At 67.3% G+C, this 20,198-nt stretch carries 17 protein-coding genes; 12 read left to right on the forward strand and 5 right to left on the reverse strand.

The genetic code is table 11. The features are described 5' to 3' along the window. Positions 1-15 precede the first annotated feature (15 nt). Positions 16-1,080 carry a phosphoribosylformylglycinamidine cyclo-ligase gene (purM, locus tag IB243_RS25310; RefSeq protein ID WP_192429899.1) on the reverse strand — a complete coding sequence of 355 codons (1,065 nt, stop codon included), beginning with the start codon at positions 1,078-1,080 and terminating at the stop codon, positions 16-18. A 453-nt stretch (positions 1,081-1,533) separates the two neighbouring features. On the opposite strand from purM, the gene xylF reads away from it, so the two are divergent. The 11 genes from xylF (at position 1,534) to folK (ending at position 13,975) form a co-directional block, all read left to right on the forward strand. Next, positions 1,534-2,562 carry a D-xylose ABC transporter substrate-binding protein gene (xylF, locus tag IB243_RS25315; protein WP_192429900.1) on the forward strand — a complete coding sequence of 343 codons (1,029 nt, stop codon included), beginning with the start codon at positions 1,534-1,536 and terminating at the stop codon, positions 2,560-2,562. Positions 2,563-2,753: 191 nt separating this feature from the next. After that, on the forward strand, positions 2,754-3,887 hold the full coding sequence (locus tag IB243_RS25320) for a sugar ABC transporter permease (RefSeq protein ID WP_050812444.1): 1,134 nt from the start codon (positions 2,754-2,756) through the stop codon (positions 3,885-3,887). Beyond that, positions 3,884-4,678 (forward strand): ATP-binding cassette domain-containing protein, encoded by a 795-nt coding sequence (locus IB243_RS25325; RefSeq protein WP_192429901.1) that lies wholly within the window; start codon positions 3,884-3,886, stop codon positions 4,676-4,678. Before IB243_RS25320 ends, IB243_RS25325 begins: the two co-directional genes overlap by 4 nt. Then, on the forward strand, positions 4,675-5,862 hold the full coding sequence (locus IB243_RS25330; RefSeq protein WP_192429902.1) for an ROK family transcriptional regulator: 1,188 nt from the start codon (positions 4,675-4,677) through the stop codon (positions 5,860-5,862). Before IB243_RS25325 ends, IB243_RS25330 begins: the two co-directional genes overlap by 4 nt. 15 nt (positions 5,863-5,877) lie before the next feature. Then, on the forward strand, positions 5,878-7,326 hold the full coding sequence (gene xylB / locus IB243_RS25335; protein WP_192429903.1) for a xylulokinase: 1,449 nt from the start codon (positions 5,878-5,880) through the stop codon (positions 7,324-7,326). A gap of 61 nt (positions 7,327-7,387) precedes the next feature. After that, on the forward strand, positions 7,388-8,704 hold the full coding sequence (gene xylA, locus IB243_RS25340) for a xylose isomerase (RefSeq protein ID WP_057225373.1): 1,317 nt from the start codon (positions 7,388-7,390) through the stop codon (positions 8,702-8,704). A gap of 25 nt (positions 8,705-8,729) precedes the next feature. After that, on the forward strand, positions 8,730-9,734 hold the full coding sequence (locus IB243_RS25345) for a Gfo/Idh/MocA family protein (protein ID WP_192429904.1): 1,005 nt from the start codon (positions 8,730-8,732) through the stop codon (positions 9,732-9,734). 384 nt (positions 9,735-10,118) lie between these two features. Continuing rightward, positions 10,119-10,817, forward strand: coding sequence for a DnaA regulatory inactivator Hda (hda, locus tag IB243_RS25350; RefSeq protein WP_010459245.1), 699 nt, complete (start codon positions 10,119-10,121; stop codon positions 10,815-10,817). Positions 10,818-10,853: 36 nt separating this feature from the next. Continuing rightward, positions 10,854-11,570 carry an HAD family phosphatase gene (locus tag IB243_RS25355; protein WP_192429905.1) on the forward strand — a complete coding sequence of 239 codons (717 nt, stop codon included), beginning with the start codon at positions 10,854-10,856 and terminating at the stop codon, positions 11,568-11,570. 222 nt (positions 11,571-11,792) lie between these two features. Further along, positions 11,793-13,397 (forward strand): polynucleotide adenylyltransferase PcnB, encoded by a 1,605-nt coding sequence (gene pcnB / locus IB243_RS25360; RefSeq protein ID WP_192429906.1) that lies wholly within the window; start codon positions 11,793-11,795, stop codon positions 13,395-13,397. A gap of 47 nt (positions 13,398-13,444) precedes the next feature. Then, the gene (folK, locus tag IB243_RS25365; protein ID WP_192429931.1) at positions 13,445-13,975 is read left to right on the forward strand and encodes a 2-amino-4-hydroxy-6-hydroxymethyldihydropteridine diphosphokinase; all 531 of its coding nucleotides are present in this window, start codon (positions 13,445-13,447) and stop codon (positions 13,973-13,975) included. 333 nt (positions 13,976-14,308) lie between these two features. Here folK and IB243_RS25370 read toward each other — a convergent pair whose 3' ends face one another. Continuing rightward, positions 14,309-14,944 (reverse strand): cysteine hydrolase family protein, encoded by a 636-nt coding sequence (locus IB243_RS25370; protein ID WP_192429907.1) that lies wholly within the window; start codon positions 14,942-14,944, stop codon positions 14,309-14,311. A 123-nt stretch (positions 14,945-15,067) separates the two neighbouring features. Between IB243_RS25370 and IB243_RS25375 the strand changes: the two genes are divergently transcribed. Further along, complete coding sequence (locus tag IB243_RS25375) at positions 15,068-16,069, forward strand: GlxA family transcriptional regulator (protein ID WP_192429908.1); 1,002 nt, start codon at positions 15,068-15,070, stop codon at positions 16,067-16,069. 185 nt (positions 16,070-16,254) lie between these two features. Here IB243_RS25375 and IB243_RS25380 read toward each other — a convergent pair whose 3' ends face one another. The 3 genes from IB243_RS25380 to IB243_RS25390 are packed head-to-tail and all read right to left on the reverse strand — an operon-like array spanning position 16,255 to position 20,190. Continuing rightward, positions 16,255-17,244, reverse strand: coding sequence for a tripartite tricarboxylate transporter substrate binding protein (locus IB243_RS25380; protein ID WP_192429909.1), 990 nt, complete (start codon positions 17,242-17,244; stop codon positions 16,255-16,257). 55 nt (positions 17,245-17,299) lie between these two features. Continuing rightward, the gene (locus tag IB243_RS25385; RefSeq protein ID WP_192429910.1) at positions 17,300-17,971 is read right to left on the reverse strand and encodes a response regulator transcription factor; all 672 of its coding nucleotides are present in this window, start codon (positions 17,969-17,971) and stop codon (positions 17,300-17,302) included. Then, a complete protein-coding gene (locus tag IB243_RS25390) occupies positions 17,968-20,190 on the reverse strand; it encodes a PAS domain S-box protein (RefSeq protein ID WP_225585348.1) in 2,223 nt (740 codons plus the stop codon). The genes IB243_RS25385 and IB243_RS25390 overlap by 4 nt, the downstream gene beginning before the upstream one ends. Positions 20,191-20,198: the final 8 nt, after the last annotated feature.

Below are 20,198 nucleotides of genomic sequence, written 5' to 3' on the forward strand. Positions count from 1 at the left end.
GGGTGTTGCTTCACCTCAGGCCACGACCACGGCCGCACCTTCGCCGCGTGCGGCGATGGTGCCGATGGCGTACACCTGCTCGCCTGCGGCGCGCAGCGTGGCGGCCGTGGCTTCTGCGGCGGCAGCATCCACCACCACCACCATGCCGATGCCGTTGTTGAAAGTGCGGTTCATCTCGATGTCGTCGATACCGGCCGTCTTCTGCAGCCAGGCGAACAGCTCGGTCTGGGGCCAGCTGCCCTTGGTCAGGTGGGCGGCGGTGCCGTCGGGCAGCACGCGGGGAATGTTCTCCAGCAGGCCACCGCCGGTGATGTGGGCCAGGGCCTTGATGCCGCCGGCGTCATCGGAATGCGGGTGGGCTGCCAGCGCGGCCAGCACGTTCTTCACGTACAGGCGGGTTGGCTCCATGATGGCCTGCTTGAAGGGCTTGCCGTCCAGCGTGGCCGGGGCCGTGGCGCCTGCGCGCTCGATGCACTTGCGCACCAGGCTGAAGCCGTTGGAATGCACGCCATGGCTGGCCAGGCCCAGCACCACATCGCCGGGCTTCACGTTCTGGCCGGTCAGGATCTTGGCTTTTTCGACCGCACCCACGGCAAAGCCGGCCAAGTCGTATTCGCCCGCGGGGTACATGCCGGGCATCTCGGCGGTTTCGCCGCCGATCAGCGCGCAGCCGGACAGCTCGCAGCCCTTGGCAATGCCGCCGATCACGGCCGCCGCAGTGTCCACATCGAGCTTGCCGCAGGCGAAGTAATCAAGAAAGAACAGAGGCTCCGCGCCCTGCACCAGCACGTCGTTCACGCTCATGGCCACCAGGTCGATGCCCACCGTGTCGTGCATGTTCCATTCGAACGCAAGCTTGAGCTTGGTGCCCACGCCATCGGTGCCAGACACCAACACGGGCTCCTTGTAGCGCTTGGGCACCTCGAACAGGGCGCCGAAGCCGCCGATGCCCGCCAGCACGCCTTCGCGCATGGTCTTCTTGGCCAGCGGCTTGATGCGCTCGATCAGCGCGTCGCCCGCGTCGATGTCAACGCCGGCGTCTTTGTAGGAGATGGGGGTGGAGGAGGCAGAGGAGCTCATGGAAGGGGCTTTGGTGCTGGTAGACCCGCCGGGCGGGCTGGAATCCGGGGATTTTAAGGGGCACCGCCCAGGCGGGCTTTCTCAGCCCTGTCTGGGCGGGGGCTTTGGAGCCGCAACCGGGGCGGGGCACCAACTCGCACACAGCGGCCATCGCATGCGGCGAGGGCTGGTCACAAGGCCGGGCGCGACATCCATGGCTGCACTGTTTATCGCTGCTCAACTAATAAGTTCACTCATCAAACTATGTCGGGTTTGCCCGGATGCGTGCGCCGATTCGGCCCTTTCATAATTAGTTTGTCGTCCGCACTATGTCGGGTTGAAGTCTTTGCTTGGCGGGGAAAACGTCTCGTCACGGCCTGCAGCCTGCAAGGTTCAGCGAGAGGGATTGCGGCACGACAGTCAACGTCGTTCACACCAACCAAGGCCCGCACGAGGCCACTCATGGAGACAAGAATGAAATTGAAGACAACCTTGACCGCCCTGGCAGCCCTGGTGCTGGGCCTGTCCGGCGCCAGTGCGTTCGCCCAGGTGGTGGGCGTGAGCTGGTCCAACTTCCAGGAAGAGCGCTGGAAGACCGACGAGAAGGCCATCAAGGAGCAGCTGGCCAAGCTGGGCGCCAGCTACATCAGCGCCGACGCGGGCGGCTCGCCCGAGAAGCAGCTGTCCGACGTCGACTCCCTCATCGCCAAGGGCGCCAAGGTGCTGATCGTGCTGGCGATGGACAAGGACGCGATCCTGCCCGCCGTCAACAAGGCCGCGCAGCAGAAGATCCCGGTCGTGGCCTACGACCGGCTGATCGAGGCCCCGGGCGTGTTCTACATCACCTTTGACAACGTCGAGGTCGGCCGCATGCAGGCCCGCGCCGTGTTCGAGGCCAAGCCCAAGGGCAACTACGTGATGATCAAGGGCTCGCCCACCGACCCCAACGCCAACTTCCTGCGCGGCGGGCAGCAGGAGGTGATCGAGGCGGCCATCATCAAGGGCGACATCAAGATCGTCGGCGAGGAATACACCGAAGGCTGGAAGCCCGAGGTCGCGCAAAAGAACATGGAGCAGATCATCACCAAGAGCGGCGGCAAGATTGACGCCGTGGTGGCCTCCAACGACGGCACGGCCGGCGGTGTGGTGGCGGCGCTCACGGCCAAGGGCATCAAGGGCATCCCGGTGTCCGGCCAGGACGGCGACCATGCGGCACTGAACCGCGTGGCCCAGGGCTCGCAGACGGTGTCGGTCTGGAAGGACGCCCGCGACCTGGGCCGCGACGCCGCCGGAGCAGCCGTCGCGCTGGCCAAGGGCCAGAAGGTGGCGGGCGCCCAGACCTGGAACGGCGGGGAGAAAAAGGTGTCGCTGCAGGCGCAGTTCCTGAAACCCGTGCCGATCACTGCCAAGAACCTCGACCTGGTGGTGAAGGCCGGCTGGATCCAGAAGGATGCACTGTGCAAGGGCGTGGACGCTGCCAAGGCGCCCGCCGCCTGCAAGTGAGCCCGGCGCGGCGCTGCGTGCCGCCCGGCTGCTGAACAACATGTTTTGAAGCTCCCGGACCGGGAGCGGGGCATTGCCGTGCGCGGCGGGCAGGCCTGAACCCGGTCCCTTCTCATTTCTGGCGGAGTGCGCTTGTGAGTCCTGTTCCCCATGCCCTCAGGCAACTGGCCATCGACTGGCGGTTGGTGCTGATGGGCGCCGTCCTGATGGTCACCGCCATCGTGTTCAACATCCTCTCGGGCGGCTTGTTCCTGTCGCCCGAAAACCTCTACAACATTGCCCAGCAGACGGCCGTGGTCGGCATCGTGGCCACGGTGGTGGTGCTGGTGATCGTGGCGCGCCACATCGATCTCTCGGTGGGCTCGGTCATGGGTTTTGTCGGCGTGCTGATCGCCACGCTGATGTACACCGCCGGCTGGCACTGGGTGGCGGCGTCGCTGGCCGGGCTGGCGGTGGCGATCGGCGTGTCGCTCTACCAGGGCGCGCTCACGGCGATGCTGGGGGTGCCGTCCTTCGTGGTTACTCTGGGCGGGCTGATGTCGTTTCGCGGCGCGGCCTTCATGGTGGCCGACGGCAAGACCCAGCCGGTCAGCGACAGCTTTTTTCAGCGCCTGGGCGGCGGCTTCGATGGCGCCATCGGCGTGCAGGCCAGCTGGGTGCTGGCCGTGGTGCTGGTGGTGGCGCTGGGTTTGAAGACCTGGCTGCGGCGCCGGGCCAAGGCGTCGTACGGTGTGCCCAACCCCGCGCTGTGGCTCGATGCGCTGGTGGCAGCCGTGCCGGCCGTGATCGCCGTGGGCTTTGTCGCCACGATGAACGCGTACCAGATACCCACCAAGGATGCGCCGCAGGGCGTGCCCATCCCCGTGCTCATCTGGGGCGGCGTGGCGGTGGTGCTGTCGTTCATCGTGCGGCGCACGCGCTTTGGGCGCTACGTGTTCGCCATCGGCGGCAACCCGGAGGCCGCAGCCCTGGTCGGCATTCCGGTGCGGCGCGTCACGCTGATGCTGTTTGCGCTGATGGGCGTGCTCATCACGATTGCAGCCATGGTCTCGATTGCGCGGCTCAATGCAGGCACCAATTCGCTGGGTACCGGCATGGAGCTGTTCGTGATCGCGGCGGCCGTGATCGGCGGCACGGCGCTGGCAGGCGGCAGCGGCTCCATCCTGGGGTCGGTGCTGGGGGCGCTCATCATGCAGAGCATCGACAGCGGGCTCCTGCTGCTCGATATCTCGATCGGCCTGCGCTACGTGATCATCGGGCAGGTGCTGATCGCGGCCGTGGTGTTCGACGTGGTGTACCGCCGCCTGACGGGAGACACCGCATGAACGCGCCCCTCGTGGAGATGCGCGGCATCCGCAAATCGTTCGGCGGCGTGCGGGCGGTGGACGACGTCAGCCTCAACCTGTACCCGGGTGAGGTGGTGGCCCTGCTGGGGCACAACGGCGCGGGCAAGTCCACGCTGATGAAGATGCTGGCCGGCGCCTACCCCATCGACAGCGGCGATGTGCTGGTGCAGGGGCAGAGCGCCCACATCCGCACGCCGGCCGACGCGCAGCGGCTGGGCATCGAATCCATCTACCAGACGCTGGCGCTCGCCGACAACCTGGACGCGGTGGCCAACCTGTTTCTAGGCCGCGAGCTGCTCACCCGCTGGAACACGCTGGACGACCACCGCATGGACGCCGAAGCCCGCAAGGTCTTCGAGCGCCTGAACAAGAACTTCCGCAACGTGCGCACGCCGGTGCGGCGCCTGTCGGGCGGGCAGCGCCAGGTGGTGGCCATCTCGCGCGCCATCTACTTCAACGCCCGCATCCTGATCATGGACGAGCCCACCGCCGCGCTGGGCCCCGAGGAGACCGCCATGGTGGGCCGCCTGGTGCGCCAGCTCAAGGCCGAAGGCGTGGGCATCTTCCTCATCACCCACGACATGCCCGATGTGTTCGGCCTGAGCGACCGCCTGGCCGTGATGAAGAACGGGCGCATGGTGGGCGCCTACCGCACGGCCGATGTCACCGAGGACGAGGTTCTGGGCATGATCATCGCAGGCAAACAACCCGAAGGAAAAGCGCAGACCCACCGCCTTGGCGAGCCTGCGCCGACCCCCACACCCGCATGAAGACCACCGGCGACCAGCAACTTGTCAAACGCATCAACCGCAGCGTCCTGCTGCGGCTGCTGCGCCAGCGCGGCAGCCTCTCGCGCGCCCAACTGGCCGGCGAGAGCGGCCTGACCAAATCCACCGTGAGCCTGCTGGTGCGGGAACTGATCGACGAAGGTTGGCTCGCCGAAACCGGGCTGGCCGCCGCGCAAGGCATGGGCCGCCCGTCCACACCGCTGCGCCTGGACGGCAGCCGCCGCGCCATGGTGGGCGTGGAGATTGGCGTCGAGTCACTGCGGGTGGTGGGTGTGTCGGTCACCGGCGAGGTGCTGTGCGCGTCCGAGGCCCCCCTGGCCGACCGCGACCCCGCCGCCGTGTGCCGCCAGGTGGCGGCGCTGGTGGGGCGCACGCAGGCCGAACTGGCGGCCAGGCCGGTCACCGTGTCGGGCGTTGGCATCGGCGTGCCCGGCGCGTTCGACGAGGCCACCGGCACCATCCGCTTTGCGCCCAACCTGGGCTGGCGCGACGTGGCCTTTTTGCCGCTGATCACACGCGCGCTGGCCGACGCGGGCAGCCCGCCGGTGGCGGTGCATGTGCAGAACGAGGCGGACACCGCCGCGCTCAGCGAGTACGAGTTTGCAGACGGGGAGGCGACGGACTCGCTGATCTTCGTGACCTGCGGCGTGGGCGTGGGGGCGGGCATCGTGCTCAACGACCGTCTGTTCACCGGGCTGCAGGGCATGGCCGGCGAAATCGGCCACAGCATTTTGCAGATCGACGGGCCGCCGTGCTCCTGCGGGCGCAGGGGGTGCGCCGAAACCTTCTTCGGGGCCCGTGCGCTGGAGCGCCAGAGCGACCCCGCGCGCGGCGGTGTGTTCCTGGGCGTGGTGCTGCAAAACCTCTGGACCACCTTCAACCCCGGCGCCTTGGTGGTGGGCGGGCCCTCGTGCGAGCGGTACCCCGCCATCGTGCAGCAGGCCCGCGACACGCTCGATGCCTACGCAGCCAGCGCCGGCGTGGCGGCGCCCAGTGTGCGCGCAGCCCGCTACGGCCTGCTGGCCTCGGCCGTGGGCGCGGCCGCGCTGGTGCTGCACCACGAGCTGCGGCCCATGCACGCGCCGGCAGTCGCCGCGGCGGGGGGCGATGAGCAGGCCCTGGCCCCACCACCGGCAGGCGCCACACCGCCCGCCCTTCTTCACTGAACGCATCCATCCACCATGTACATAGGCATCGACATCGGCACCTCGGAAGTGAAGGCTTTGTTGCTCGGCCCGGACCAGCAGGTGCTGGGTGCCGCCGGTGCGCCCCTGTCGGTGTCGCGCCCTCACCCCGGTCACAGCGAGCAGGACCCTGCCGACTGGTGGGCGGCCACGCAAGAAGCCTTGGCCAGCCTGCGGGCCGTGCACCCCGAGGAATACGCAGCCACCGAGGCCATCGGCCTGTCGGGCCAGATGCATGGCGCGGTGCTGCTCGATGAGCAGGACCGCGTACTGCGCCCCGCCATCCTCTGGAACGACACGCGCAGCGCCGAGGAGTGCGTTGAGATGATGCACGAGCTGCCCGCGCTGAGCGATCTGGGCGGCAGCCTGGCCATGCCCGGCTTTACGGCGCCCAAGCTGCGCTGGGTGGCGCGCCACGAGCCCGCGGTGTTCCGGCAGATCGCCAAGGTGCTGCTGCCCAAGGACCATGTGCGCCTGATGCTGACCGGCGAGCACGTGAGCGATCTGTCGGACGCGAGCGGCACCCTGTGGCTCGATGTGCAGCGCCGCGACTGGTCTGATGAACTGCTGGCGCTGACCGGCCTGGCGCGCCAGCACATGCCGCGCCTGGTGGAAGGCAGCGCAGTGAGCGGGCGCCTGCGGGCCGATGTGGCCCAGTCGCTGGGGCTGCGGCCCGGCACCGTGGTGGCTGGTGGCGCGGGCGACAACGCCGCCAGCGCCGTGGGCATGGGCGCGGTGCAGCCCGGCCAAGGGTTCCTGTCGCTGGGCACCAGCGGCGTGCTGTTTGTGGTCACACCGCAGTACCAGCCCAATGCCGCCAGTGCCACGCATGCGTTCTGCCACGCGGTGCCGGGCCGCTGGCACCAGATGAGCGTGATGCTGGCCGCCGCCAGCGCGCTGCAGTGGGTGGCCCAGCTGCTGGGCGCTGCGGACGCGGGCGAGGTGGCCGCACGCGCCGCGGCACTGAGCGCCCGGGACCGCGAGGCAGCGCCGGTGTTTCTGCCCTACCTCAGTGGCGAGCGCACGCCCCACAACGACGCGCGGGTGCGCGGCAGCTTCCACGGGCTGGATATGGACACCGACGCCGCACGCCTGGGCTATGCGGTGATGGAAGGCGTGAGCTTTGGTTTGCGGGACGGCCTGGCGGCCTTGCATGCCGCGGGCAGCGAGGTGTCGCGCCTGTCCTTGGTGGGCGGTGGCGCCCGCAGCGCCTTCTGGGCGCAGATGCTGGCCAGCGCGCTGAACGTGGAGATCGTGACCCACGGCGGCTCGGCCGTGGGCGGCGCGCTGGGTGCGGCCCGCCTGGGCGCATTGAGCGTCGGCACCCCCATGGAGTGGGCGTGCCTGCCCCCGCCCATCGACACTGTCTACCTGCCTGACCCTGCTGAGCGCGCCTTGCTGGCGCCGCGCCACGCCTTGTTTCGCAGCCTGTACCGCAGGCCCTGATGTCCCCGAGCCCTTTCCCGAGCCTGTCCTGAGCCATGTTCCGTCCTTAGCCGAGAAAACCATGAGCACCTACTTCTCCGACATTTCCCCCATCGCCTACGAAGGCCCCGATTCCACCAACCCGCTGGCCTTCAAGTGGTACGACAAAGACCGCCTGGTGCTGGGCAAGCGCATGGAAGACCACCTGCGTTTTGCCGTGTGCTACTGGCACAGCTTCTGCTGGAACGGGTTCGACCCCTTTGGGTACGACGGCACCTTCGAGCGCCCGTGGCAGCAGGTGGCCGACCCCATGGCCGCGGCGCGGCTGAAGGCCGATGCGGCGTTCGACTTCTTCGCCCGGCTGGGCGCGCCGTACTACTGCTTTCACGACCGCGACGTGGCGCCCGAGGGCAGCACCCCCCGCGAGAGCGTGAAGTACCTGCACGAGATGGTGGAAGTGCTGCAGGCCAAGCAGGCCCAGACGGGCGTGAAGCTGCTGTGGGGCACGGCCAACCTGTTCAGCCACCGGCGCTTCATGTCGGGCGCATCGACCAACCCCGACCCTGAAATCTTTGCGCTGGCCGCGCTGCAGGTGAAGGAGGCGATGGACGCGACGCTCAAGCTCGGTGGCGAGAACTACGTGCTGTGGGGCGGCCGCGAGGGGTATGAAACCCTGCTCAACACCCGCGTGGGCCACGAGCTGGACCAGATGGGGCGCTTCTTGAACATGGTGGTGGAGTACAAGCACAAGATCGGCTTCACCGGCACCATCCTGATCGAGCCCAAGCCGCGCGAGCCCTCCAAACACCAGTACGACTTCGACACCGCCACGGTCTACGGGTTTCTGGCCCGCTACGGCCTGGACAAGGAGATCAAGGTCAACATCGAGGCCAACCACGCCACGCTGTCGGGGCACAGCTTTGAGCACGAGATCGCCACGGCCATCGACCTGGGCATCTTCGGCTCCATCGACATGAACCGCGGCGACATGCAGTGCGGCTGGGACACCGACCAGTTCCCCAACAACATCCCCGAGACCGCGCTGGCCCTGTACCTGATCCTGCAGGCCGGCGGCTTCACCACCGGGGGGCTCAACTTCGACGCCAAGGTGCGGCGCCAGTCGCTGGATGCCGAGGACATGTTCCACGGCCACATCGGCGGTATGGACGTTTCAGCCCGGGCGTTGCTGATTGCCGAGAAAATGATCACGGACGGGCGCCTGGCCCGCCATGTCGATGTCCGCTACGCGGGTTGGGGCGAGGCGTTTGGCCAGGATCTGCTGGGCGGACGGCTCGGGCTGGACCAGGTGGCGGCGCGCGCCCTGGAGCGCAACCAGGACACACGGCCAGTTTCCGGGCGGCAGGAGCTGCTCGAGAACCTGCTCAACAGCTATCTCTGACGGATCACCAGGACCGGGGGTACCCATGAAACCTGTGGTGTGGGGCGTGCTGAGCACGGCCAAGATCGGTGTCCAGCATGTGATCCCTGCGATGTTGTCCAGCCCGCTGGTCGAACTGCGCGCGATCGCCTCGCGCTCGCTGCCCACTGCTGAGGAGGTTGCGCGGTCTCTGGGCATTGCCCAGGCCTACGGCAGCTACGAAGAACTGCTGGCCGACCCGGCCATCGAGGCCGTCTACAACCCGCTGCCCAACCACCTGCATGTGCCGCTCACCCTGCAAGCGGCGGCTGCGGGCAAGCACGTGCTGTGCGAGAAACCTGTGGCGCTCTCCGCCGCCGAGGCCGAGACACTGCGAACCGCATCGGCCCGGGTGCACATTGAAGAGGCTTTCATGGTGCGCCACCATCCCCAGTGGCGGCGAGCCCGGGAGCTTGTGCGCGCCGGGCGCATCGGCGAATTGCGGGCGGTGCAGGTGTTTTTCTCGTACTTCAATGACGATCCAGACAACATCCGCAACCAGCCTGGTATTGGGGGCGGGGCGCTCTACGACATCGGCTGCTATGCGGTGTTGGCCGGGCGCTATCTGTTTGAACGCGAGCCTCGGCGGGCGGTCTCGCTGGTCGACCGCGACCCGCAGCTGGGGACCGACCGGCTCACCAGCGCGTTGCTGGATTTTGGCGCCGGACGGCAGCTCAATTTCACGGTATCGACGCAAAGCGTCCGGTTTCAAAGGGTGCAGGTGGTGGGTACCCTTGGCCGCATCGAGCTGTTCATTCCATTCAATGCAGCCCGGGGCGAGCAGATGCACTTGGCGCTGGACGAGGGAGGCCTTCTGGATGGCAGCAGTGTCACTGTCGAAACCCTGCCAGCGGCCGACCAGTACCGGCTGCAGGTCGAGGCCTTCTGCCGCCGCGTCCGCGATGGTGCAAGCCCGCAGGCCGGCGGATTGGAGGATGCGGTTGCCCAGGCGCGGGTGATCGATGCCCTCTGGCTGTCCGAGCGCACAGGTCGCTGGGAGGCGATCGCTTGAAGCGGAACATTGCTGGGCTCGCTTCGGGCCTTGCAATGGCCGGGAAAAATGCGGTGAAAGCTCCATCGGCAGGCTGACCCACCTCAGGGACTCCTGTGGCGGGGCAGGGGCATGGGAGGGTGGATTCCCAAGGCGGGGCCGGACGGTTGGCGCAGGGCATTTGCCACAGACTAAAATCGCGCCCATTGTCGCCAAACCTCTTTGCAAGAAGAGGATGCGTTGCGACAACGCGCCCGAAGCACTTTTTTTGCGGCGCCCCGCCGCAGTCACATACGGCCAGGCGCCTTCCAATTCACCTGTGATGCAGCTGCCGATCCCCTTGTTGTCCACCGTTCCTGCTCCTGCTGCCTCGGGCCTGCCCTTGCTGCCAGGGCGCCGCGCATGATGAAGCAGCTGGCGCTGGACATTGGCCTGGCCACAGGGCCTACGCTGGCCCGGTTTCATGCGGGCCCCAATGAGGCGGCCCTACAACACCTGCGCCTGGCAGCGGGTGCGGGCAGCAGCGAGGCCACCCGGTCGCCAGTGCCCACCTACCTGTGGGGAGAGCCGGGCAGTGGCAAGACCCATCTGCTTCAGGCCGTGCGCCAGGCCGTGCGCGAGCAGGGCTCCAGCGTGGGCTGGCTGGACCCTTCGGTGGCCGAGCCCCCGGATTTCGACGAGAACTGGGCTGCCGTGGTCATGGACGACGTGCACCTGTACAGCACCGCCCAGCAGGCCACGGCCTTCAACTGGTTTGTGAATGCCATCAGCCCCGCCAGCGGCAGCCAGCGGTGGGTGCTTGCTGCTGGAAACCTGCCTCCTGCCGATCTGCCTCTGCGCGACGACCTGCGCAGCCGCCTGGGCTGGGGCCATGTGTTCCAGCTGCAGCTGCTGGGCGAGGCCGAGCGCCGCGCCGTGCTGCGCCAGGAGGCCGACGCCCGCGGCGTGTTCCTGGGCGATGAAGTCATGGACTACATGCTCAACCGCTTCTCGCGCGATCTGGGCAGCCTCATGCAATTGCTCGACCAGCTCGACGCTTTTGCGCTGCGCACCCAGCGGGCCATCACGATTCCCTTGCTCAAGACGATGCTGGAATCGGAATGATGCCGGTCCATGCATTCCTTTTATTTGTGAACCCGAATGACTTCTGAACCCCGCCTGCGGCTTGCGCTGTTCGACCTCGACCACACGCTGCTCCCGCTTGACTCCGACTATGAGTGGGGCGAGTTCACCATCCGCATCGGCTGGAATGACCCCGTGGAGTTCGCGCGCCGCAACGACGAGTTCTATGCCCACTACCAGGCGGGCACACTCAACGTGCATGACTATGTGCGTTTTGCCACCGAGGCCGTGCGCCTGCGCGGCCCCGAGGCGGCGGCTGCGGCGCACCTGCAATTCATGCGGGATGTGATCGGCCCGGCCATCCAGCCCCAGGCGCTCAACCTCATTCGCCAGCATCAGGCCGCTGGCGACGAAGTGCTGATCGTCACCGCCACCAATGAGTTTGTGACCACGCCCATCGCCCGGGCGCTGGGCGTACCGCAACTTCTGGCCGTACAGCTGGCGCGCGACGCCAGTGGCTGGTACACCGGCGAAATCGATGGCATTCCCACCATGCGCGAAGGCAAGGTGCGGCGCATGGAACAATGGCTGGCCGAGCGGCAACTGGGCTGGGGCGATGTCGAAAGCACGTTCTACAGTGATTCCATGAACGACGTGCCCCTGCTGGAGAAGGTGAACCACCCGGTCGCCACCAACCCCGACCCCCGCCTGCGCGCGCTGGCCCAGGAGCGCGGCTGGCGCATACTGGACCTGTTTGCGGCCGATGCCGAAACGCCTGCACCACCTGCTGCCTGAGAGGCTGAGAGTCTTTTATCCATGCCCGCCTTGCACGCCAAAACGTCCCGACTCGTCGTTGCAAATGCTTGCCATAGCCCGAGCTATGGCTGTGCATTGCGCCTAGATCCGAGGCGGTTTCGCGCGCCTTTCGGGCTCGGCTAAAAAACTCTCAGCCTCTGAGCGCTTTTCAGCCCCCACCAGCCGCCGTTTCGTGCCAGATCTCCTGAATACTCTCACTCCATGATCAAGAAGTTCTTAGACAAACTGATGGGCAAATCGACGCCCGGCACCTCGGGCGGAAAGCCCCATTTCGGCAAACGCGAAGAGGTGCCTGCCTCGGTCCACGGCATCAACCCCGAGCTGGTGGACCGCCGCGCCGCCGAGGTGGTGGCCACGCTCAAGCAGGCAGGTTTTGAGGCCTACATCGTGGGCGGTGCCGTGCGCGACCTGCTGCTGGGCCTACGCCCCAAGGACTTTGACGTGGCCACCAACGCCACGCCCGAGCAGGTCAAGGGCCTGTTCCGCCGCGCCTTCATCATCGGCAAGCGTTTTCGCATCGTGCACGTCGTGCATGGCCGGGGGCGCGAACACGAGGTGATCGAGGTCTCCACCTTCCGTGCCTACCTCGACAACGCCGCCGCCGGCCAGGTGGCCGGCAACGAAAAGACCAGCAAGGCCCAGCTGTCGGGCATGCAGCATGCCGTGGACGCCAGTGGCCGCGTGCTGCGCGATAACGTCTGGGGCCCGCAGGACGAAGACGCCACGCGCCGCGACTTCACCGTGAACGCCATGTACTACGACCCGGTGAGCCAGATCGTGGTGGATTACCACAAGGGCTTGCAGGACGCGAAGAAAAAGACGTTGCGCATGATTGGCGACCCCGCCACACGCTACCGCGAAGACCCAGTGCGCATCATCCGCGCCGTGCGGTTTGCGGCCAAGCTCAGTGCCCTGGGCTTCAGCATCGAAGCCAAGACCGCTGCCCCGCTGGTGCAATCGCAGACGCTGCTGGCCGAGGTGCCCCAAAGCCGCATGTTCGACGAAATGCTCAAGCTGCTGCAGACGGGCCACGCGATTGCCACCATCGAGCAGCTGCGCAAGCTGGGCATGGCCAAGGGCATCTACCCGCTGCTGGACGTGGCCGTGGAGCGCGCCGACAGCGCTTTTGTCAAAGCCGCTCTGGTGGACACCGACCGCCGCGTGAACGAGGGCAAGCCCGTGGCCCCGAGCTTCTTGCTGGCCTGTGTGTTGTGGGAAGACGTGCGCAATGGCTGGACGGAGCGCCTGAACCAGCGCCAACACCCGCTGCCTGCGCTGCAGGAGGCCATCGACGAGGTGTTCGACAAGCGGATTGGTGACGTGTCCGGCCGGGGCAAGCTGGCGGCCGACATGCGCGAGATCTGGGTCATGCAGCCCCGCTTTGAAAAGCGCGTGGGCAGTACGCCGTTTGGCATGGTCATGCAGCCGCGTTTTCGTGCCGGGTTCGACTTCATGCGCTTGCGCGCCGATGTGGGCGAGGTCGAAGAGGCGCTGGCCGAATGGTGGCAGGACTTCCAGGCGGCCGACGACGAGCGCCGCGAAGACCTGATGGACCAGGCCCGCGAAGAGCAGAAGGCTCGCCAGAAGGCGCAACCCGTGGTCAAGCGCGTGCCCCGCGCCGCGCCTGCCGCCGACCCGCGCGGTCTGCCAAGTGCCGAAGGTGCTGCGCCAGATGCCGGATCAGCCGACGGCGACGCCGCGTTTCCATACGAAGGCAGCGCCCCCAAGAAGCGCCGCCGCCGCCGTCGCAAGCCGGGCGGAGCCGGTGGTGGCGAAGGCGCCGCACCCGCCGCTGCGGGCGAGTGACGCAGCAAGCCTGGGCAGTGCCCGTGGCTGAGCGGCCCAACTCCGGGGTGGATAGCGTCAATGACCGCACCGAGGGGGACCGCCCCGCAGTATCCGTATTCATCGGCCTGGGCGCCAACCTGGGTGACCGCAAGGCCGCCCTGCGCGCCGCCCTGGCTGCCATCGTCCAGTTGCCCGGCACGCAGTTGCTGCGTGTGTCGCCGCTCTACGGCAGCGCACCGGTCGATGCCGGAGGCCCGGACTACCTGAACGCCGTCGCCGAGCTGGCTACCACGCAGGCGCCCCAGGCGCTGCTGAAGGCCCTGCAAACTATCGAACAAGCCGCCGGTCGTGAGCGCCCCTACCGCAACGCTCCGCGCACGCTCGACCTGGACATCCTGTGGTTCGGCGGCCAGGTCGTCGACACCCCCGAACTCGCTGTGCCCCATCCCCGCATGGCCGAGCGCGCGTTCGTGTTGCGCCCGCTGGCCGACCTGGCACCGGAGCGCGTGGATGCCACATGGCTGCAGGCCGTGGCGACGCAAGACATCCATGTGCTGGAAGGGCCGCACTGGGCGGCAGACCTGACGCCGGTGTAGGTTGCTCCTGAAATAGGAGCTACTGGCGCTTTTTCAATAAGCGCTAGAGGCCAAGAACACCTGAATTTTCGGTTGCCTGCCGTTGGACGAATGGCATTTCTCACCCATCCACTGCACCCGTTCATCGCAGTCGCTGGCAACTGACGCAGCCCACCCCCGTACCGCCGTGGAACCGGTTCCGCCAGGCCACCGGAGGCTCTCTCCCTTTGGGCTGAGGGCTGCGGCCCCAAGCCTGCCTGCGCAGGCTTGGGTGTGCCCGAAGAGACGCAGCCTCCGCAGCGGCGGTGGCACCGAGGCGCCGCAGGCGACTCAGGGGGCTGCTCTTTCTGGGGGTTACCCCTTTCTAGCGCGTTGGTTCGACGCAAACACGTTGTCCTTGGGCAAAGCCTGGCCGGCCTGCACGGCCGCCACCCAGTCGCGGGTCGAAGCGGCGGCGGCAAAGTTGCTGTGGAACACCACGCTGAAGACGCGGTGGATTTCTTCGGCGCTGGCGCTACCTGCCGCGTTGGCATAGGGCAGGGCGCCGCTCGCGTCGCTCAAAAACTCCACACCCAGGCCCCGGTGCGAGGCTTCATAGATGGTGCTGGCGTCGCAGTTGTGCGTCATGTAGCCCACCACGGTCAGGGTGTCGATGCCGCGCTCTGTCAGCCATTCGGCCAGGCCGGTGTTCGTGAAGACACTCGCGAAGTTTTTCTCGATATGGTGGTCGGCGGGGCGGCGTGCCACCTCGGGGTGCAGCTGCCAGCGCTCGGTGGCCTTGTCAAACACCGGCGCACCCGACGGCGCGGTGTGCTGCACCACCACCACGGGCACGCCCGCGGCCTGGGCGGCATCCATTGCACGGGTGATATTGGGCAGGGTTTCGGCCACCGGTGGGTATTCGATGGGCAGGTTGCCGCCCGCGAAATACTCGTTTTGCACGTCGATGACGATCAGGGCGCGGCGGGGGGCGGTGTTGGAAGAGGTCATGGTCACGGTCCTTGGAAGATGAAGAAAAAAGTGGGTTGTGTGGAAGGGATGGGGTGATTGTTCGCGTTGCGGCCAGTTGTCGAAAGTGGCTTGATTGACACTCATCGATAGAATCAGGCCATCATGCCCACCCCTGCCCAACCTGACACCCGCCCTGTTTCTCCCCTTGTCCCGGACACCGTCGCGGTGGTGGCCTTTGACGGCATCAGCCCTTTTCACCTCTCGGTGCCCTGCCTGGTCTTTGGCGAGGACCGCACGGCAGAGGGCGTGCACCGCTACCGGCTGGTGGTGTGTGGTGTGGAACCTGGCCCGCTGCGCACCTCCGCTGGCTTTGGCATCGATGTGGGCCATGGCCTCAAGGTGCTGCAGCGTGCGCAGACCATCGTGGTGCCCTCGTGGCGCGATGACCTGGCACCTGTGCCCCCTGCGTTGCGGGCCGCGCTGCGGGCCGCGCACCGTCGGGGCGCGCGCATCGTGGGCTTGTGCCTGGGGGCCTTCGTGCTGGCCGACGCGGGGCTGCTGGATGGCCGGGCCGCCACCACGCACTGGGCGCTGGCAGCGGAATTCGCGCGGCGCTATCCGCAGGTGCAGCTCAGGCCCGAGGTGTTGTACGTGGAGGACGGCCTGGTGCTCACGTCAGCCGGCACCGCGGCGGGCATCGACTGCTGCCTGCATCTTCTGCGCCAGCAGCATGGGGCTGAGGCCGCCAACCGCGCTGCGCGCCGCATGGTGGTCGCCCCCCACCGGCAGGGCGGGCAGGCGCAGTACATCCAGCAGCCGGTAGCCCCCTCGGTGCGCGGCGACCGGCTGGCACCGCTGCTGCAGTGGCTGGGCGAGCATCTGCACGAGACGCACACCCTGGAGGCCTTGGCCGAGCGCGCGGTGATGAGCCCGCGCACCTTCACCCGGCGCTTTCGGCAGTCCACCGGAACCACCGTGGGCCAGTGGCTGCAGAACCAGCGCATCGCCCTCGCGCAGCGCCTGCTGGAGGGCGGGGACCAGTCCATCGAAGCCGTGGCCGTCGAAGCGGGGTTTGGTTCGGCGGTGTCGTTGCGGCAGCACTTCTCGGCCAGCGTGGGCATTGCGCCCTCGGCCTACCGGCGACAGTTTCGGCATCCTGAATAAATTATTGCTATAAAATTTGTAGCAATGTTTTACCGCTGGACTGCGGTAGGGGCAATTTTTATTCAAGAAAATATACCAATCCTCCAACACTGGCGTGCCGCAAGCCAGTGCACCCGTGGAACTGGCTTCGCCAGGCCACCGGGTGCGTCCCCCTTCAGGGGGAAGCGGCGCAGCCGCTCAGGGGGTCAGTCGACTTTCGCCCCGGAGGCCTTCACCACCTGCTGGTACTTGGCGCGCTCGGCGGCCATGAAGCTGTCGAACTGCGCCGGCGTGGTGGGCACGGGCTCGGCCAGCAGGGCGCCGAAGCGGGTCTTGGTCTCGGGCGCGTTGAGGGCCGCCACAAAGGCCTTGTTCAGCTTGTCGATGATGGGCTTGGGCGTGGCCGCAGGTGCCACCAGGCCCCACCAGGTGTCGATGGAAAAACCCTTGAAGGTCGCGGACAGCGGCGGCACGCCGGGCAGCGAGGCCGAGGCGTCCTGCGAGGTCACGGCCAGCGCCTTGAGCTTGCCTGCGCGGATGTTGGGCGCAGCGGCGGCCAGGTTGTCGATGTTGAAGTCCACCTCCCCAGCCAGCAGCGCCAGCTGCGCCGGGTTGGCGCCGCGGTAGGGGATGTGCAGCGCGAAGATGCCCGCGCGCTGCTTGAACATCTCGCCCGCAAGGTGGCCTGCGCTGCCGTTGCCGCCGCTGCCGTAGTTGAGCTTGGCAGGGTTGGCCTTGGCGTAGGCAATCAGGTCGGCCACGGTGTGGATCTTGAGCTGCTCGGCCTTGGCCGCGTTGATGACCAGCACATTGGGCACGCGCACCATCTGCGTGATGGCCGCGAAATCCTTGGCCGCGTCGTAAGGCATCTTGGAATACAGCCAGGGGTTCACTGCGTGGGTGGCCGTGGCGGCGATGCCGATGGTCAGGCCGTCTGGCGCGGCCTTGGCAATGGCGTCGGCGCCGATGTTGCCGCCTGCGCCGCCCTTGTTGTCGATGATCACTGTGCCCAGCGACTCCCGCACGCGCTCGGCCAGCGCACGGGCGGTCACGTCAATGGGCCCGCCGGGGGCATAGGGCACGATCAGGCGGATCGGTTGGCCGGAATCCTGCGCAAGCGCGACCGAGGCCGCAAAGGGGGATGAAAAAGCCGCTGCAACAGCGGCACTGGCGAGGAGGTGGTTTCTGCGGTTCATGGTGCCATTGTGCAAAAAATAATAAGACTGCTTACGAAAACCGGTGGAAGGCTGGTCATGTCGTGCGCGAAACGCCGTCTGCCAGTCCCAAATCTTCCACCAGCATCCCCAATTCATGCGACGAGCGGATGTCCAGCTTGAGAAAGATGGCGGAGCGGTGCGTGTCCACCGTGCGCGGGTCGATGGGGCGTTCCGGGTCCAGCTGGGCCAGAGCGCGGGCCACCTCCTTGCTGCTGATGCCGGTGGCCAGCAGGCGCGCCACCTCCTGCTGGCGGGGGCTCAGCGTGTTCCAGCGCTCCCGCAAGGTGTTGCGCCGCCGGGCGTGCTGTGCGGTTTCCTGTGACAGGCGTGCAGCCTTGAGCACGGCGGCCAGCAGGGTTTGTTCGTCGCAGGGCTTTTCGAGCCAGTCCACCGCACCTTGCTTGACGGCGGCGACGGCCGAGGCCAACTCGCCATGGGCAGACAGGAACACGGTCTTGAGCACGGCATCGCGTTCGCGCAGGGCATCGAACACCTGCAGGCCGCTCATGCCGTCCATGCGCAGGTCCAGCAGCACGCAGCCAGGGTGTGCCAGGTCGGCGCTGGCCAGGAACTCGGGACCGCTGGCAAACGTGCGCGGCATATGACCGCCAGCGAGCAACAGGGCGGCCAGGGAGTTGCGCACGCCCTCGTCATCGTCCACGACGTAAACATTGGGGGGGGCGGGGATCGGGGGGCTGTCGGTCATGGCGGGGAGGAGAGGCGGGGCAACCGGATTTCAAACACCGCGCCGCCACCGTCCCGGTTGGTGGCCCGCAATTCGCCCCCCATGCTCTCCACAATGGAGCGGCAGATGTTGAGGCCCAGCCCCAAGCCGTCGGAGCGGGTGGTAAAGAAGGGCTCGAACAGCCGCTCGGCGATCTCGGGCGCCAGGCCGGGGCCCCGGTCCAGCACTTCGAGGCTGGCAAACCTTGCATCGGCCGTGGTGCGCAACAGCAGTTCGTGCTCGGTGGGGGGCGTGGCGTGCGTCTGCATGGCCTGCAAGGCATTGAGGCCCAGGTTCAGCACCACCTGTTCGAGCAGCACACGGTCGGCATTCACGTGCAGCGGGCCCTGGGCAAGGTCCAGGCGCACTGCTACCCCGTGCCGCCGTGCTTCGGCGCGCAGCAGCAGGCCCAGCGACTGGTCCACGGCGGCATTGAGGTCGCAGGGCTCGCGGGCCTCTGGATGCTGGCGCACCCAGCGGCGGATGCGCCCGACGATGTCGGCTGCGCGCAGGGCCTGGGCGGACAGCGCGGTGAGGCTGTCGTTCAACAGTTCGGTTTTGCCCTGTGCGGCCAGCGAACGCGCTGCGGCCGCATAGTTGACCAGGGCTGCCAGGGGCTGGTTCAGCTCGTGCGCCAGGGTGGACGCCATCTCGCCCACGGTGATCACGCGCTGCACGCGCTGCAGTTGGGCCTCGCGCTGCTGTTGCTGTTCTTCGGCGCGCTTTTGGGCGGTGATGTCCACCACCGAGCTCATCCAGCCAATGTGCTGGCCGTTGCCGTCGATGAGCCGTGTGGTGTAGAACATGGTGTGCACGTCGGAGCCGTTTCTGTGCCGCAACCTGTTCTCGCGGCCCTGGGGCGAGGCCTTGCCGGCCAGCACGGTGTCGCTGTCGTTCCAGTGGCGATCGAGGTCGTCGGGGTGCCAGTAGGGGTAGGGCGGCAGGGAGCCGATGAGTTCGGAGGCGGCGTAGCCCACCATGTCACACATCGCGGCATTCACGTAGACGATGCGGCCCTCGAGGTCGCGGGCGCGCATGCCGACCAGCAACGAGTCTTCCATCGACTGCCTGAACGCCTGCGCCTGCTGCAGCGCGTAGGTGCGTTCGTGCACACGCTGTTCCAGCTCGATGCGGGCCTGGCGGTTCTCGGCCAGTCGTCGTTCGCGCAGCTGCCAGTACAGCGCGCCCAGCACCAGCAGGCCAGAGGCGAGACTGGCGAGCGCCCAGGCCTGCTGCCGGGCCAGGGCAATAGCCTTGCTGTCGGCCGTGAGGGTCAGGGTCCAGCCCAGGTCGGGCAGGCGCTCTTCAAAGGCCAGATAGCGCTTGCCGGTGCCGGGCACGACGATCTCGGTGCCAGGCTGGCTGTCGCGCTGGAGTGTTTTCCAGGGCACGGGTTGTGGTGCCCAGCGCGCGCCATACTGCTCGTCGAACTGCACCTGTTGCACGTCCTGCTCGGGCAGTGTGCGCGTGGTCTTGTACAGCCAGGGGAATACGGAGCCGAGGAAGACGATGCCACGCTCATCGGTCACAAAGACCGGGTCGCGCAGTTGCGCCCAGGTGTCCACGATGGGCTGCATCCACACCTTCACGGCCACGACGCCGATCACCCGGCCGTTTTCCACCACGGGTGCCGACGCAAAAAGACCCGGCTCGCCGGTGGTCTTGCCAACGCCGTAGAACCGCCCAGGCTGCCCTTGCAGCGCATCGCGGAAATACGGACGGTTGCCGTAGTTCTGGTTCACGAAACTGGTGGGCGTGTCCCAGTTGCTGGAGGCGACCGTGAGCCCGTCGGTGTTGATCACGTAGAGCGTGTCAGAGCCTGCATTGGCGTTGATGGCCTGCAGATAAGCGTTGGCAGCGTTGCGCAGTGATTGCGCGCCGGGGTGGTGCAGCAGCTCGGCAATCAACGGCTGCTGTGCTGCCGTGAAGGGCAGATAGCTGTATCGGGTGGCCACGCCGCGCAGGGCCAGGGCCTGCACTTCCCCCGAGCGCCGCAGGTTGTCCCACTGGTTGTCGAGTTCATTGCGCGTCGCCCATTCGCCTGCTCCCAGCACCAGCAGCACCGCCAGCCCCACCACGGCCGCCATGGGGCCTGTGCCGCGCAGTGCATTGCGCCAGCGCGATCGCCGCCCCTGGGGAGGCGAGGGGGCAGGAGGAGGGGGCGCCGGCGCTGCCGCTGGCTCAGCCGGGGTGGTCAGCATGCGCGCCC

Source organism: Acidovorax sp. ACV01 (assembly GCF_014851495.1).
Lineage (GTDB): Bacteria > Pseudomonadota > Gammaproteobacteria > Burkholderiales > Burkholderiaceae_C > Acidovorax > Acidovorax radicis.

Excerpts from the sequence above, each read along its gene's own strand:
- purM (WP_192429899.1), bottom strand. The coding sequence starts at position 1,080 with ATGAGCTCCTCTGCCTCCTCCACCCCCATCTCCTACAAAGACGCCGGC.
- xylF (WP_192429900.1), top strand. The coding sequence starts at position 1,534 with ATGAAATTGAAGACAACCTTGACCGCCCTGGCAGCCCTGGTGCTGGGC.
- IB243_RS25320 (WP_050812444.1), top strand. The coding sequence starts at position 2,754 with ATGGGCGCCGTCCTGATGGTCACCGCCATCGTGTTCAACATCCTCTCG.
- IB243_RS25325 (WP_192429901.1), top strand. The coding sequence starts at position 3,884 with ATGAACGCGCCCCTCGTGGAGATGCGCGGCATCCGCAAATCGTTCGGC.
- IB243_RS25330 (WP_192429902.1), top strand. The coding sequence starts at position 4,675 with ATGAAGACCACCGGCGACCAGCAACTTGTCAAACGCATCAACCGCAGC.
- xylB (WP_192429903.1), top strand. The coding sequence starts at position 5,878 with ATGTACATAGGCATCGACATCGGCACCTCGGAAGTGAAGGCTTTGTTG.
- xylA (WP_057225373.1), top strand. The coding sequence starts at position 7,388 with ATGAGCACCTACTTCTCCGACATTTCCCCCATCGCCTACGAAGGCCCC.
- IB243_RS25345 (WP_192429904.1), top strand. The coding sequence starts at position 8,730 with ATGAAACCTGTGGTGTGGGGCGTGCTGAGCACGGCCAAGATCGGTGTC.
- hda (WP_010459245.1), top strand. The coding sequence starts at position 10,119 with ATGAAGCAGCTGGCGCTGGACATTGGCCTGGCCACAGGGCCTACGCTG.
- IB243_RS25355 (WP_192429905.1), top strand. The coding sequence starts at position 10,854 with ATGACTTCTGAACCCCGCCTGCGGCTTGCGCTGTTCGACCTCGACCAC.
- pcnB (WP_192429906.1), top strand. The coding sequence starts at position 11,793 with ATGATCAAGAAGTTCTTAGACAAACTGATGGGCAAATCGACGCCCGGC.
- IB243_RS25370 (WP_192429907.1), bottom strand. The coding sequence starts at position 14,944 with ATGACCTCTTCCAACACCGCCCCCCGCCGCGCCCTGATCGTCATCGAC.
- IB243_RS25375 (WP_192429908.1), top strand. The coding sequence starts at position 15,068 with ATGCCCACCCCTGCCCAACCTGACACCCGCCCTGTTTCTCCCCTTGTC.
- IB243_RS25380 (WP_192429909.1), bottom strand. The coding sequence starts at position 17,244 with ATGAACCGCAGAAACCACCTCCTCGCCAGTGCCGCTGTTGCAGCGGCT.
- IB243_RS25385 (WP_192429910.1), bottom strand. The coding sequence starts at position 17,971 with ATGACCGACAGCCCCCCGATCCCCGCCCCCCCCAATGTTTACGTCGTG.
- IB243_RS25390 (WP_225585348.1), bottom strand. The coding sequence starts at position 20,190 with ATGCTGACCACCCCGGCTGAGCCAGCGGCAGCGCCGGCGCCCCCTCCT.